At 74.8% G+C, this 13903-nt stretch carries 14 protein-coding genes; 6 read left to right on the top strand and 8 right to left on the bottom strand.

The features are described 5' to 3' along the window. Positions 1 to 161 precede the first annotated feature (161 nt). Positions 162 to 1475, bottom strand: coding sequence for an FAD-binding oxidoreductase (locus FOF52_RS05785; protein ID WP_248592803.1), 1314 nt, complete (start codon positions 1473 to 1475; stop codon positions 162 to 164). Between the two features lie 186 nt (positions 1476 to 1661). Here FOF52_RS05785 and FOF52_RS05780 point away from each other — a divergent pair, with 186 nt between their 5' ends. The 5 genes from FOF52_RS05780 (at position 1662) to FOF52_RS05760 (ending at position 6095) form a co-directional block, all read left to right on the top strand. Then, the gene (locus FOF52_RS05780; RefSeq protein WP_248592802.1) at positions 1662 to 2540 is read left to right on the top strand and encodes a sigma-70 family RNA polymerase sigma factor; all 879 of its coding nucleotides are present in this window, start codon (positions 1662 to 1664) and stop codon (positions 2538 to 2540) included. Between the two features lie 201 nt (positions 2541 to 2741). Beyond that, positions 2742 to 3668, top strand: a complete 927-nt coding sequence (locus FOF52_RS05775) for a DMT family transporter (protein WP_282573897.1) — start codon at positions 2742 to 2744, stop codon at positions 3666 to 3668. A gap of 297 nt (positions 3669 to 3965) precedes the next feature. Then, positions 3966 to 4523, top strand: coding sequence for an RDD family protein (locus FOF52_RS05770; RefSeq protein WP_248592801.1), 558 nt, complete (start codon positions 3966 to 3968; stop codon positions 4521 to 4523). Positions 4524 to 4641: 118 nt separating this feature from the next. Then, positions 4642 to 5655 carry a DUF2804 domain-containing protein gene (locus FOF52_RS05765; RefSeq protein ID WP_248592800.1) on the top strand — a complete coding sequence of 338 codons (1014 nt, stop codon included), beginning with the start codon at positions 4642 to 4644 and terminating at the stop codon, positions 5653 to 5655. Then, complete coding sequence (locus FOF52_RS05760; protein WP_248592799.1) at positions 5652 to 6095, top strand: hypothetical protein; 444 nt, start codon at positions 5652 to 5654, stop codon at positions 6093 to 6095. Before FOF52_RS05765 ends, FOF52_RS05760 begins: the two co-directional genes overlap by 4 nt. 74 nt (positions 6096 to 6169) lie before the next feature. Here the strand turns inward: FOF52_RS05760 and FOF52_RS05755 are convergent, their stop codons facing one another. The 6 genes from FOF52_RS05755 to FOF52_RS05730 are packed head-to-tail and all read right to left on the bottom strand — an operon-like array spanning position 6170 to position 11146. Next, complete coding sequence (locus FOF52_RS05755; RefSeq protein WP_248592798.1) at positions 6170 to 6856, bottom strand: DsbA family protein; 687 nt, start codon at positions 6854 to 6856, stop codon at positions 6170 to 6172. A 47-nt stretch (positions 6857 to 6903) separates the two neighbouring features. After that, a complete protein-coding gene (locus FOF52_RS05750) occupies positions 6904 to 7863 on the bottom strand; it encodes a M56 family metallopeptidase (protein ID WP_248592797.1) in 960 nt (319 codons plus the stop codon). Next, the gene (locus FOF52_RS05745) at positions 7860 to 8237 is read right to left on the bottom strand and encodes a BlaI/MecI/CopY family transcriptional regulator (RefSeq protein ID WP_248592796.1); all 378 of its coding nucleotides are present in this window, start codon (positions 8235 to 8237) and stop codon (positions 7860 to 7862) included. The genes FOF52_RS05750 and FOF52_RS05745 overlap by 4 nt, the downstream gene beginning before the upstream one ends. Beyond that, entirely contained in the window at positions 8234 to 9556 is a 1323-nt protein-coding gene (locus FOF52_RS05740; protein ID WP_248592795.1) for an outer membrane protein assembly factor BamB family protein, read from the bottom strand. Before FOF52_RS05740 ends, FOF52_RS05745 begins: the two co-directional genes overlap by 4 nt. Continuing rightward, the gene (locus FOF52_RS05735; RefSeq protein WP_248592794.1) at positions 9540 to 10406 is read right to left on the bottom strand and encodes a cytochrome c biogenesis CcdA family protein; all 867 of its coding nucleotides are present in this window, start codon (positions 10404 to 10406) and stop codon (positions 9540 to 9542) included. Before FOF52_RS05735 ends, FOF52_RS05740 begins: the two co-directional genes overlap by 17 nt. A gap of 5 nt (positions 10407 to 10411) precedes the next feature. Beyond that, positions 10412 to 11146 carry a DsbA family protein gene (locus FOF52_RS05730; protein ID WP_248592793.1) on the bottom strand — a complete coding sequence of 245 codons (735 nt, stop codon included), beginning with the start codon at positions 11144 to 11146 and terminating at the stop codon, positions 10412 to 10414. Positions 11147 to 11255: 109 nt separating this feature from the next. Between FOF52_RS05730 and FOF52_RS05725 the strand changes: the two genes are divergently transcribed. After that, complete coding sequence (locus FOF52_RS05725) at positions 11256 to 11711, top strand: hypothetical protein (RefSeq protein WP_248592792.1); 456 nt, start codon at positions 11256 to 11258, stop codon at positions 11709 to 11711. Between the two features lie 79 nt (positions 11712 to 11790). Here the strand turns inward: FOF52_RS05725 and FOF52_RS05720 are convergent, their stop codons facing one another. Then, positions 11791 to 13902: a prolyl oligopeptidase family serine peptidase gene (locus FOF52_RS05720; protein ID WP_248592791.1), complete on the bottom strand. Its 2112-nt coding sequence runs from the start codon at positions 13900 to 13902 to the stop codon at positions 11791 to 11793. Between the last annotated feature and the right edge of the window lies 1 nt (position 13903).

The following is a 13903-nucleotide window of genomic DNA, read 5'->3' as shown; positions in this document are numbered from 1 at the left end:
CCCTCCGATTCTCCGTGAAGGCCGCCGACCGTGCCACGGAACCGCGTGCCGTCGCCGTCACGGCATCCGAGGCGAGGAGAGGGGGAGGCGCCGCCGCGGCGCGCCCGGGTGCGTCCCCGCCCCGGCGGGCGGGGGACGCCCGCCCGCCGCCGCCTGCGGCCTCAACGCAGGACCGGGAAGTTCGCCCGGAACACCCCGTGCGGGTCGCGGTCCTGCTTGATCGTGCGCAACCGGTCCAGGGTGGGGGCGTCGAAGGCGTCGGCGGCCCGCTCTCCCGGTGCCAGGAAGGTGTAGGGCTTGGCCGTGCCGGTGCGACCGTCGAGTGCCTCCACCAGTTCGGTCATCCGCCCGGCCACGGCCTCGCGCAGGTGCGGCAGGCCCAGGCCGATCAGGTACAGCAGGTAGGGTTCGGCGACCGGGCCGCGCGCGCCGCCGCCGGGCCGGGGCTCGGCCAGTGCGCCGCCCAGGTGCCGTACCTGGATGGTGAGCAGCGGTGCGACCGGGCTGTCGACCACGGCCCGCACCGTCTGCTCGTCCAGTCCGCAGAGCAGTTCGGCGTGCCCCAGCCCCGGCACGGGGTCGGTGGGTTCGGCGGTGATCTCGCCCAGGCGGTCCGCCGACAGCACGGTGCGCGTGTCGGTGATCGCGCCGCCGATGCCGTCCAGGCGGGCCAGCGCCGCCTTGCCTGCCTCGGTGTCCCCCCCCAGGTAGGCGGCGTCCACGGCCACCAGGGGCGGGGCGTCGGGGAACTGGAGCCGCTGGAACCACACCGACAGTTCGCGTGGCGCGGTCTCGGTGATCTCGCGGAACACCTCGAACACCTCGGCGGTGCGCTCGGCGGGCCACACCAGGCGTCCGCCGTACAGGCCCGGCGCGGGGTGCAGGTCGATCTCGACGGCGGTGACCAGGGCGAAGTCGCCTCCGCCGCCGCGCAGCGCCCAGAACAGGTCGGGGTCGCTCGCGGTGTCGACCCGTGCCCGGCCGCCGTCGGCGTCGACGATGTCGAAGGAGCGGACCGAGTCGGACGCCCAGCCGTGGGCGCGACCGAACCAGGACAGGCCGCCGCCCAGGGTGTAGCCGACCACGCTGACGCGGGGCATGCTGCCGGCCAGGCCGGTCAGGCCGTGCGGTGCCGCGGCTCGCTGCACCTGTTCCCAGCGGACTCCCGCGCCGAGGCGGGCGGTGCGCCGGTCGGGGTCCACCTCCACGCCGTCGAGGCGGCCGGTGCGCAGCAGGATCACCCCGTCGGTGTCGCCGGAGGCGCCGTGACCGTTGGGCTGGGCGGCCACGGACAGGCCGGTGCGGCGGGCGTAGCGCACCAGGGCGGCGACGTCGTCGGCGTCGGCGGCCTCCACCACGGCGGCCACCGGCTGCTCCACCGCCAGGTTCCAGGCGCGGGCCGCTGCGGCGAAACCGTCGTCGCCGGGACGCAGCACGGTACCGCGGACCGCGGTGGCGAGGTCGGGTGCGGACATGTGGGCTCCTCACTACTCGTGGTCTCCTCGTGGCCGGTCGGTTCCGCCGACCGTTTCCGCCACGGTTCCACCGCATTGACGGGGCGGGGGCAGCGAAGGTGACCGGCAATCCGCGGCTTTTTCGCTGTCACCTTCGCTGCCCCCGCCCCGTCAATGCGGTGGAAGCCCTTTGGTGAAGAATGGACCGTGGACGTGAACGAGTTCGTGACCGAGCAGTTCGAGGAGCACCGGGCCCGCCTCAGGGCGGTGGCCTACCGGATGCTCGGTTCCCTCGACGAGGCCGACGACGCCGTGCAGGAGGCGTGGCTGCGGCTCAACCGGACCGACACCGACGTCATCGACAACCTGGGCGGCTGGTTGACCACGGTGGTCGGCCGGGTGTGCCTGGACATGCTCCGTGCCCGCACCGCCCGACGTGAGGACCCGTTGCGGCTGCGTCTACCCGATCCGGTGGTCAGCCGCGACGACGGCGACACCCCCGAGCAGCAGGCGCTGGTCGCCGACGCGGTCGGGTTGGCGCTGCTGGTGGTGCTGGACTCCCTGAGTCCCGCCGAGCGGTTGGCGTTCGTGCTGCACGACCTGTTCGGGGTGCCGTTCGCGCAGATCGCCGACATCGTCGACCGTTCCCCGGACGCCGCCAAGAAGCTCGCCAGCCGCGCGCGGCAGCGTCTGCGGGGCACGGTGCCGCCCACCCGACCGGATCCGACCCGCCAGCGCGAGGTCGTCGAGGCGTTCCTGGCGGCGGCGCGCGGCGGCGACTTCGCCGCGCTGCTGTCCGTCCTCGCCCCCGACGTGGTGCTGCGGGCCGACACCGGGGAGGGCGGGGTGCGCAGCATCGTCGGTGCCGCGGCCGTGGCCGGGCAGGCCTCCGCCTACCACCGGGGTCCCGGTGCGGCGTGCGACGTGGAGGTGGTCCTGGTCAACGGAGCCGTCGGCCTCGCGGACTTCGAGGAGGGGAAGCTGCGGTCGGTGCTGGGGTTCACCGTCGTCGACGGCAGGATCACCGCCATCGACCTGCTGGCCGATCCGCGGCGTCTGGCCCGTGTCGACCTGGGCCTCGGCTAGGCCGCTGTCTCGGGGCGGCGGGCCCGGGCCCGTGGGGCGTCGGGGTGGGCGCGAGTCCGGCTGCGCCGGTCCGGCCCGGTTCGCCGGGCACCGCCCGCAGCCGGCCGGAGCTGTCGGGGCGGGTGCTGCGCGTGACCGGCCGCGGCGGGTTCGGCGGTCCTTCGCCGAGCACCGAAACCTCCCGCCTCTAGGTTGGTGGCCATGCCCCCTTCCGCACCGCGCTCCTGGCCCGCCCTGGCGGCTGCCGGAGTCACCGTCCTGCTGTGGGCCTCGGCCTTCGTCTCCATCCGCGACGCCGGAGCCTCCTACTCGCCCGGCGCCCTGGCCCTGGGCCGTCTGCTGTCCGGTTCGACGGTGCTGGTGGCCCTGCTGCTGGCCACCCGCACCGGTTGGCCGCCGCGCGCGGCCTGGCCGGGCATCGCGACCTCGGGCGTGCTGTGGTTCGGCGGGTACATGGTCGCGTTGAACTGGGGCGAGCAGCTGGTCGACGCGGGCACCGCCGCGATGGTGGTCAACCTGGGCCCGGTGCTGATCACGCTGCTCGGCGCCGTCCTGCTGGGCGAGGGGCTGCCCCGGCCGCTGCTGTGGGGCACGGCCGTGGCCTTCGCCGGCGCGGTGGTGGTGGGTGTCTCCACCGCCGAGGTGGGCCGCGCCCCCGTGGCCGGCGTGCTGCTGTGCCTGGTGGCGGCCCTCACCTACGCGGTGGGCGTGGTCGCCCAGAAACCCGCGCTGCGTCACGCCACCGCGCTGCAGGTCTCGGCGTTCGGCTGCCTGGTGGGCACGCTGGTCTGCCTGCCCTTCGCCGGACTGCTGGTGGAGGAGGTGGCGCGGGCACCGCTGAGGGCGACGCTGAACATGGTCTACCTGGGCGTGTTCCCCACCGCGGTCGCGTTCACCACCTGGGCCTTCGCGTTGGCGCGCATGCCCGCCGGACGGTTGGGCGTCACCACCTACCTGGTTCCTGTGCTGGTGGTGGCACTGTCGTGGCTCCTGCTGGACGAGGTGCCCCGGCCGCTGGCGCTGCTGGGCGGGGCGCTGTGCCTGGCGGGTGTGGCACTGTCGCGGCGCGCGGCTGCCTCCCCCGCCCCCTCGACGAGGAGGGGGGAGGCAGCCGGGCGCACGCCCTGATCCGCGGAGCCTGCGCCGGGGACCGCGACGGCTGCGCCCGGCCTGCGCTTGGCGGGTGCCGGGCCACCGGCCGGGCACCCGCCGGAAGAATCCCGCCGACGTGCGGGGCGAGGACGTCCAGCGCCGTGGCAGGGGCACCGGCCCCGTCCCTCCCCACCGCTTCCCGCGGCGGAGGCGTCGGCACGGTCCCGTGGCCACATACGGCCAGAGCCGAAACAACGGAACAGACCACCCGAAACAGGTGGGAGAATCCCGTGCTGTCCACCGAACCACCACTGTGAGTGAGGAAACACGGTCATGGGCCAGCCCCCGGCCTTCGAACACCCCCCTGCACAGCAGTACCCGGCCTTTTCTCCCGGACCCGCCGCACCCCACGGCCCCTTCCCCGCGCCCCAGGCCCCCGTGTGGCCGCCGCCGGCCCCCTTCGGCCGCCGCCTCGGGGCCTACGCCATCGACGGCGTGATCTGTCTGTTCCTGTTCCTCGCGGTCTACCTGACCGTGGGCGTGGGGGGAGCCGTCACCATGTCGAGCTACGTGGGCAGCGAGGGCCTGGCCGCGCTCATGGTCCTCCTCGCCTTCCTCCTGGCCCCGTTGTCCTGCTTCTGCTATTTCTGGCTCCCCACCGGACGCAGCGGGCAGACGCTCGGCAAGCGGTTCCTCAAGATCAAGGTGGTGGACGCGGCCACCGGGCAACCCCCCTCCCCGGGCAAGGCGTTCGGCCGCACCGCCGTGATGTTCCTGCTGAACCTGCTGTCCGTGGGGACCGTCCTCAACGCCGTCCTCACCGTCATCGACGAACCCCAGCAGCGTTCCCTGCACGACCGCGCCGCCACCACCCGGGTCGTCCCGGCCTGACCCCTGGTGTGGTCCCTCCCGAGGCGGTCGTCGGCCGCGGGAGGGACCACACCCCGCGCCGGCGACCCGTTCTGCCGCCGCCACCGCCCCGGGGCGGCCGGACGGTAGGCTCCCGCGCATGCCCACCCACGAGAAGGAGATCACCGCACCGGTCGACCTGTGCACCCCCGACGGCCGTCTCAACCCCGCCGCGGTCGGCTGGTCCCGAACCCCGCTGCACCGCTGCAACCTGCGGGGATGGGGCCGCACCAAACGCTGGGAGTACTGGTGCGTGACCACCCCCACCCACCTGGTCGCCCTCACCGTCAGCAGCCTCGACTACCTCGCTCTGACCAGCGTCTACCTCCTGGACTACGGCCCGCACCGGTCCACGCCCCGCGAAACCTCCGTCACCGCGCTGTCCCCGCTGGCGCGCGGCGTGCGCCTGCCCCGCGACCTGGACGCGGCCGAGACGCTGGCCACCGGCAGGATCAACGCCCGCATCACTCCCGACCACGGCGCCACCCGCCTGCGGTTCGACTGCCGCACCCCCCACGGTCCCCTCACCGCGGACCTGGCCGCCGTCCTGCCCGCGGGACACGAGACCCTCAGCGTCGTCGTGCCCTGGGACGACCGCCGTTTCCAGTACACCTCCAAGCACACCGCCCGCCCCGCCCACGGCACCGTCCGCCTCGGCGAGACCGTCTACGACTTCACCGACGCCTGGGCGGTCCTCGACCACGGCCGCGGCCGCTGGCCCTACTCCACGCACTGGCACTGGGGTGCGGCCTCCGGCCGCACCGACGGGCACACGGTCGGCCTGCAGCTCGGCGGCACCTGGACCCGGGGCACCGGCATGACCGAGAACGCGGTGTGCGTCGACGGCCGCCTCACCAAGATCGGCACCGAACTGCGCTGGCACCACCCCGACAACAGCCGGCCCTGGCACCTGAGCACCCCCGACTCCGACCAGGTCGACCTGGTCTTCACCCCCTTCCACGAACGCGTCGACTCCACCGACGCCGTCCTGCTGCGCAACCACACCCGCCAGTGCTTCGGCCACTACAGCGGCACCGTCCGCACCGACGACGGCACCCCCATCCGCGTGGACCGCCTGCTCGGCTGGGCCGAAGAGGTCCGCATGCGCTGGTGAGGACCGCCGCGCCCCACCGCTTCCCCGCGGCGCGGATGCACCCCCGCTCTTCGGGGAAGGTCCCCAACGACACCACCGGACCCGCGACCCGCACCGCCGAGGAGCCGACCATGCGCTACCGCTACACCGAAGCCGAACGCGCCGCGTTCGACATCGTGCGCGCTATCCGCGTCGGAGACGCCGACGCCGACATGGCCGAAGCCCTCGGAGCCGACCGCCTGGCCGCCCGCGCCCCCTCCGACGAGGTGGTCCGCCGCCTCTACGACCGCGCCGCCGACCACGGCCACGAGGGACTCGTCATGCTCACCAGCGCCCTGGGCCGCCTGGCGCTGGCTGGTCTCACCGCCTTGGCCCACGCCCAGCAGCGCAGCGTCGACGACCTCCTCGCCGACTACGAGGCCCACCTCACCACCGACCGGACCTTCGACGACGAGCCCTGACCCCGGCCCCTCCCGCGACCGCGTCCCCGGACAGCAGCACCGACGGCGCACGGCACGGTCCCGAGGGGGCGGGGTCAGTCCTGCTCCAACGCCGCCTCGATCCGCTCCTCGAACGCCTCCACCGGCTGGGCCCCGAAGAACGCCGTGCCGTTGATCAGGAACGCCGGGGTGCCCGGCACCCCCAGGCCGAGCGCGAAGTCGAAGTCGGCCTGCACCGCCTCACGCAGCGCGGGATCGGCCAGGTCCGCGGCGAACCGGTCGGCGTCCAGCCCCGTCTCGGCCGCCAGACGCACCAGGCTCTGCTGTGAGGCCCCGTCCGCCCGCCAGGCGTCGTCGGCGTACAGGGCCTCGTGGTAGTCCCAGTAGCGGCCCTGGCGTGCGGCCGCGCGGGCCGCCACCGCCGCACGCACTGACTCCTCGCCCAGATAGGGGTAGTCGCGCCAGACCAGACGCAGTGTCCCGTTCGCCACGTAGCCGTCGACCAGCGCCGGCTGCTGCTCGGTGGCGAACGTCGCACAGTAGGGGCACTGGTAGTCGCTGAAGACCACCATGGTCACCGGGGCCTCCTGCGTTCCCAGCACCAGCTGCGGGTCGACCTCAGGCGGCAGTGGTCCCCGCACCACGGGCGGCGACGCACCGTCCGACGGGGACGCCGCCGTGGGCGGAGCCGGGGCCCCGCCGTCCCCCTCCCCGGTGACGCGGACCACCGCGGCCACCGCGACCAGCAGCAACACCGCCACGAGCGCGGCGGGGCCGCGCATTCCGCGACGCTGCCGCCCCGTCCCACCGTCCCGCACGCTTTCCCTCCTCACAGCGCGCACGCGCACTGCGCCGCCGCCACACCGGCCGCCGTCACCGACACGGCCAGCACCGGCAGCGCCACGACAGCGGCGAGCACCCCCGCGCACACCGTCCGCCGGGTCCGCCCCACCGCACCGGCAGGCCCCACCAGCCGGCGGACCCGCCGCACCGGTGACGCTCCCGAGGCGGCCAGCACGGCCGGACCGTGCCGGACCGGCCCCGGCACCGCCATCGTCCCCACCGCGTGGGCCAGCGGACCCACCCCGACCCGCCGCACCGCGTAGTCGTCGGCCGCCCACTCCACCAGTTCCGTGACCTCCTCCACCGCGGCGCGCAGCAGCGGCACTCCCGGGAACGCCTCGCACAGCAGCCGCACCCAGGAGACCAGAAGGTGGTGGCGCCCCCGAAGGTGCGCCCACTCGTGCGCCAGCACCGCGTCCATCTGGCGGGGCGTCAACGCCTCCACAGCCCCCCGGGTGACCACGACCCCCAGGCCCCCGCCGGGAACGCAGTAGGCGTCCGGCGTCGGCGACTCCACCACCCACACGCGCTGGCGCCGCACGGTCTCGCTGCGCGCGCACGCCGCCAGCGTGCGGCGCTGCCGCCGCCGCCAGCGCACCTCCCGGCGGAACCGGCGCGCCACGACCCACAGCAGCCGGCCGCCCACGGCCGCGCCGCAGACCACCACTCCCAGGCCCACCCAGCCCGCCTCGCCGCGGTGCAGCGCCTGGGCGAGGTCCAGACAGGCGGTGACCACGCCCTTGACCCCCGGCCCCCACAGTTCGGCCACCACCCCCAGTCCGGCGCCGACCCAGGCCAGCCCCCATCCGACCGGGGCCAGCACCCACAGCGCCAGCAGCGTCCGCGCCGACGGACCGCACCACCGTGCAACGCCGCGCAGCAGAGCCGGACCGGCCACGGTGAGCACCACGGCCAACCCCAGCGACACCGCGGACAGCACCGTCACGTCTCCTCCTCCCGGGGAATGCCGGCCAGCAGTGCGCGCAGCACGTCGACGTCCTCGGCGCTCATCTCGTCGACGAACCGCAGCAGGGCGGCGTGCGGGTCGCCGCTGTCGGCCAACGCCCCGGACATGATGCTGGCCGCGTGCGCGGCCCGGTCCCGCAGCGGCCGGTAGAACCACAGGCGGCCCACCTGCTCGCGGTCGACCCACCCCTTGCGGCGCAGGTTCTCCAGCACCGTGGAGACCGTGGTGTAGGCGGGCCTGCGGCCTTCGAGGCCCTCCACCACCTCGCGGACACTCATCCGGGTCCCCGTCTTCCACAAAACGTCCAGCACCGCCGACTCCAGCGGTCCCAGACCTGGTCGTAGCTCACTCATGGCGTTTCGGGCTCCGAACGATCGATCCCGGTCAGCATAGAAGGCCGCTCCCGTGTCCGCGCAGCCGACCACTGCCGCGCCGTCCGCAACGCGACGAGCACCTCCCCGACCGGCGGCTCCACCGGCACCAGCACCGTCCCCAGCCCGCCGGCCACCGGAACCGTCCACTCCCCCCGCGCCACGGACCGCCCCGTGCGCAGGCCGACCGCCCACACCCCGTCGGCGACGGCGAGGTAGACCGTGTCGGCGACCACCCGGTCCAGTTCGGCCCCCGCAGCGGGAACACGCCACAGCACCCGGGACTCCACCGCGTCGACGGCCACCAGGACCTCCTCGCCGCCGTCGGTCCCGTGCACGACGGCGACCCGCCCGTCCCAAGCGCCCGCCAGGGCGGGAGCCTCCGCCCCGTCCAGCCGCGTGATCGGTTCCCCGCTCCGCAGGCCGTGCACCGTGTAGGTCGTGTGTCCGTCCGCCGCGGTCCACTCCAGCACGACCGCACCGGTGGAGCCGTCCCGTGGGCGCGGACCGTAGCGCACCGTCGCCCCCGGGTCCGCGAACCCCTCGGGGGCGGCCAGTTCCGCGCCGCTCCACAGCGTCTCCCCGGTCGCGGACTCCACGGCGCGCAGCGTCCCGTCCCGCTCCACCAGGACCACGCCGTCGTGCTCGTGCAGGATCCGCTCCCCCGCGGTCTCGTCGGCCACGACCCTGCCCGTGGCGGCGTCCAACGCCACCCCGGGGCCGTGGGCCGCGCTCAGCACGGAGTGGGCGGTCTCGGCGAACACCAGTCCGGGACCGACCAGCGTCCCGGGAACGTCCACCGGCCCCCACACCCGGGCGCCGTCCCGGGGATCGTAGGCCTCGGCGACAACCCGCCGGGCCGCGATCCCGCGCTCGGGGGCGGCGTCGCTGTCGAGCAGGACCACCAGGACCCGCCCGTCGGCGCGGGTCACGGCGAACGCGGTGCAACTGGGGTTGCGCGCCACGGACCAGCGGGTGGTCCCCCCACTGTCGACACCGAGGAAGAACAGGTCGCTTCCCTGCTCCCGGGGCATGAACGGCCCGACGAAACCGCCGCCGACCGCCTTGGGGGTGGAGGAGAACGGCGCCCGCCACAGCGGCGGGCCGTCCAGGGTCGGCGGGATCTCGGCGGCGTCGACCGGCGGTGCGGCCAGCGGCGGATCGGCGCGCCTGGCCACCTGCGCCGCCGCAAACTCCCCGGAGGGGGCGCAGGAGACCGCCAGCAGCACCACCAGCCCCAGCGTTGCCGACCGCACCGCCCGGGCGCCGGCCCCGCGCCCCGGCTCAGCCCCGCGTGCCATCGGTGCCCTCCTGTGCTTTGCTGCGGCCGCGCCCACCCCAAAGCCGCACCGCCACGGCACCGGCCAGCGCCACCGCGGCCAGGGCGAGCACGGCGAGGTCGACGCGGGCGTCCAGAGCCAGCAGCGGCCCCTGGACGCGGTAGGCGGCCTCCTCCAGCCAGGCCATGCCGGGCAGCCCGGTCAGTGCCGCGGTCCCGTCGTAGGCGATGAACAGCACTCCGATGCCGATGAACAGCATTCCCGAGACCGTGCTGGTGGTGTGCAGGCGCAGCGGCCCGACCGCATAGGGGCGTCCCCGCAGCCACGGCCTGCGCCCCAGGTCGAACCGGTCCCACAGCGCGGCCAGCACGAACATCGGCGCCGCCATGCCCAGGGCGTAGCAGGCCAGCAGCAGCGCGCCGCGCGCCACGGTCCCGGTGGCGGCGACGGTGAGGACCGCTCCCAGGACGGGGCCGGAGCAGAATCCCGCCAGGCCGTAGACCGCGCCGAGCCCGAACACCGAGGCGGTGTCGGTCCGGCCGCCGAAGCGGCCCCGCCAGCGGGCGGGAAGCAGCGTCCACGTGGTTCCCAGACCGAGCACCTGGGCCGCTCCCAACGCGATGACGAGGGTGCCCGCGACGGTGATCAGCGTCTCCCGGTGCCCGTAGAACAGGGTGCTCACCAGCGCCGAGCCCACCCCCAGCGGCACCAGGGTCACACACAGCCCGGCGTAGAAGACCCCAGTGCGCGCCAGCAGGCGGGCGGGGGAGCGGAAGGCGTAGGCGAAGAAGGACGGCAGCAGCAGGGCACTGCACGGGCTGAACAGCGCCAGCGCTCCTCCCGCGACCGCGGCCAGGTATCCGACGTCCACCGCGTTCACTCCCCGGCCTCGGCGAGTGCGGCCTCCACGGCGGAGGTGAACACCTCCAGGGGTTGGGCTCCCATGACGGGGGCGCCGTTGACCAGGAAGGCGGGGGTGCCGCTCACCCCGAGGGACTGCCCTTCGGCGAAGTCCGCCTCCACCGCGGCGGACAGGTCCTCGCGGTCCAGGTCGGCGGCGAACCGTTCGGGGTCCGCCCCCACCTCCACCGCCAACTCCACCATGCGGTCCCGCAGGTCCTCCCCTGCCCCGTCGAGGTTCTCCCGTTCCCGGTAGACCCGTTCGTGGAAGGCCCAGAACAGGTCCTGTTCGGCGGCCGCCCGCGCGCCCACGGCCAACTGCCACGACGCCTCGCCCAGGTAGGGGAACTCGCGCCACTCGATGCGCAGCACCCCCTGCTCCACGTAGCGTTCGACCAGTTCGGGCTGGGTCTGTTCGACCCAGCGGCCGCAGAAGGGGCACTGGTAGTCGGAGTAGGCGACCAGCACCACCGGTGCGTCGGCCTGGCCCAGGGCGGTCGGGTCCGCGGGGTCGCGGCGGGCCAGTGCCTCCCCCAGTTCACGTATCTGCTCACTGGCGCCGCCGGGAGGCGCCGGCGTGCTGTCCTGAACGGCCGCGCCGTTGTCGCGTCCCAGGCCCAGCAGGATTCCCCCGATCGCGGCGAGCACCAGGACGAGGACGAAGATCAGCGGCCGGCGGGAGGCGGTTTCCCGCGGAGAGGGTTGGGTCATGGTCGGTCCAGTCACGAGACACCAGAGAATCTTCTATGCAGCATAGAGGACCCTCTATGCTGCATAGAATCCGGGGGTTCTCCCGGCCCCGACGACAAGGACCACCACCATGCGACAGTGGACACCCCGCCAATGGACCACCGCGGCCGCAGGCACGCTCGCCCTCCTGCTGATCCTGGGAGTCCCGACCGTGCTCCTCCCCAACAGCCTGTTCACCCGCGAGATCGAACCGACCTGGTGGTCCTACCCCGTCTGGGCGGCCACGGCCGTTCTGGGCGGACTGCTGCTGGCCACCTACACCGGACCGCACCGCCCCGAAACCTGCACCCCCGGCAGAAGACGCGGACTGAGCGGCGGTGTACTGGCCTGGCTGGCGATCGGCTGCCCCGTCTGCAACAAACTCGTCCTGGCCGCCCTCGGCGCCTCAGGAGCCCTCACCTACTTCGCCCCGCTGCAACCGGTCCTGGCCCTGGCCGGCCTGGCCCTGCTCGCCGTGGCCCTGTGGACCCGGCTGCACACCCCCTGCGCCGCCCCCGCCCCCGCACACGACGGCACCGGCACCTGAGCCCCGCCCCGACCGGCACGCGGACGCAGAAACCCGCCTCCGCGACCACGCCCGACCAGGACCGCCCGCGCGCCCCGGCTCACCCCACCGCGGACGCGCCCCGACGGAGGGAACCGCGATCGGCGCAGACCTCCGCCAACCCGGTGTGGGCGGCGCAGAACGCGAGGATGTCGGCCTGCAACTCGACCCACCGCGACACCGAACGCGCACCGTGGCCCACGTCGGCCTCGCAGCGCAGCAGCACCGGATGCGGCGAACAGGTGGCGTGCTGCAGGGCCGCGGCCATCTTGCGGGTGTGCAGCGAGTCCACCCGCGGATCGGTGCGGGCGCAGGTCAGCAGCACCGCAGGATAGGGGGTGCCGGGCCGGACACGGTGGTAGGGCGAGTAGCCCAGCAGCACCTCCAACTCCTCCGGGTCCTCCGCCGTGCCGAACTCCTCGGTCCACAGGCGCCCCACCCCGAACAGCGGGTAGCGGACCATGTCGGTCACCGCGTCGGAGCAGACCGCCGCCGCGTACAGTCCGGGGTCGCGGACCAGTGCGGCGGCCACCAGCAGCCCGCTGTGCGAGGCGCCCCGCAGCGCCAACCGGTCGGGGCTGGTCCACCCGCGCGCGACCAGCCACCGGGCTGCGGCGCCGAGGTCGGCGATCGCGTTCGGTTTGGCCCGTCCCCTGCCCGCGGCGTGCCAGCCGGTCCCCTCCTCCCCGCCGCCGCGCACGTGCGCGACCGCGTACAGTCCGCCCGCGCGTACCCAGGCCAGTGCCGCCGGCGAATAGCCGGGAACGCTGGAGGCGCCGAAACCGCCGTAGGCGGTCAGCAGGGTGGGCCGCGGTCCCGCACCGTCGGCGGGAAGCCCCACCAGGTGCATCCGCACCGGCGTGCCGTCGTGCGAGGCGTAGGTGACCTGCCGTACCCGCGGCCGCGGCCCCGCCCCGGTCGCGGGCCTCCCGGCCGCCTCCACCCCCCTGCCCAGCCGGAAGCGGTACACGGTCGGCGGGGTCACGAAGTCGGTGTAGCTGAACCACGCCTCCGCGGCCCCGGTGGGCGGGGCCGACAGCCGCAGCACCGTTCCGGCCCCCGGCAGCGGCACGTGGCCCAGCCGGTTCCCCTGCGCGTCGTGCAGCACGAGGTCGCCCACGCCGTGCCGGGAGTAGCCGACCAGCAGCCGCACGCCCGCGCCGGCGGGGTCGCGCAGCACCACGCAGTCGGTGAGCACCGCGGGCGCCTCGGAGGCGACCAGGGTGTGCCAGTGCCCGGAGTCGGGGGCGGCCGGGTCGACCGCGCACAACCGCCCGAAGGGGGCGCCGGCGTCGGTGACCGCGTAGATCCGCTCCCCGGGGCCGAACTTCAGCACCGCCCGACTGCCGTCGCCGGTACCGTCGTGGACCCTGCGCAGCGCGAGCCCGTCCGCGCGGTGCTCCCCCAGCCACAGCAGGTTGCCGGACGTGGCCCCCGCAGCGGCGCTCACCATCACCCACCGGCCCCCGGGGCTGGTCGCGACCGACAACTGCGGCCACTCCACGGTGTGCACCACCGTGTCGGCGCACTCCGGCTGCCCGATCCGGTGCAGCCGCAGCCGCCTGCCCCCGGCGGGGGTGTCCACGTAGTAGAAACCGGAGTCGTCGCCCAGCCACGCCACCGGGGTGACCCGCCCCGGCCGCACCGGGCCGTCGACGAAGCGGCCGGTGGCGACCTCCAGCACCCGCAGGACGGGACGCTCGCTGCCGCGCCGGGAAAGCTGGCAGGCCACCAGTTCACCGTTCCACGAGGGCCGCCAGGCGTCCAGGGTGGTCGTGGCCGAGGCGTCCAGCGCCACCGGGTCCAGCAGGGTCCGCTCCGCCTGGTCGCCTTCGGCGACCACCAGCACGGGCAACTGCTGTCCGGGAGCGCGCCGCAGCAGGAAGCGCCGGTCGCCGCGCACCACCGGCACCGACAGCACCGGAACGGCCGCTCCCCCCGCACCGGCCAGCTCCCGCAGCAGGGACGCGAACGCCTCCCGGTCCCGCCACTGGGCGGCGTGCTCGGCGAACATCCGCTCCTGCGCGGCCAGCCACGCCCGGCACTCGGCCGACTCCCCGTCCTCCAGCCACCGGTAGGGGTCGGCCACGGCGTGCCCGTGCAGCTCGTCGACGACGTCCTGGCGGCGGGCGGCCGGGTGGGCGATGCCGGACCGCGCTGTCTGTTCTGTCATG

It is taken from the genome of Thermobifida alba, assembly GCF_023208015.1.
Lineage (GTDB): Bacteria > Actinomycetota > Actinomycetes > Streptosporangiales > Streptosporangiaceae > Thermobifida > Thermobifida alba.
This window is presented reverse-complemented; position numbering and strand designations above follow the sequence as displayed.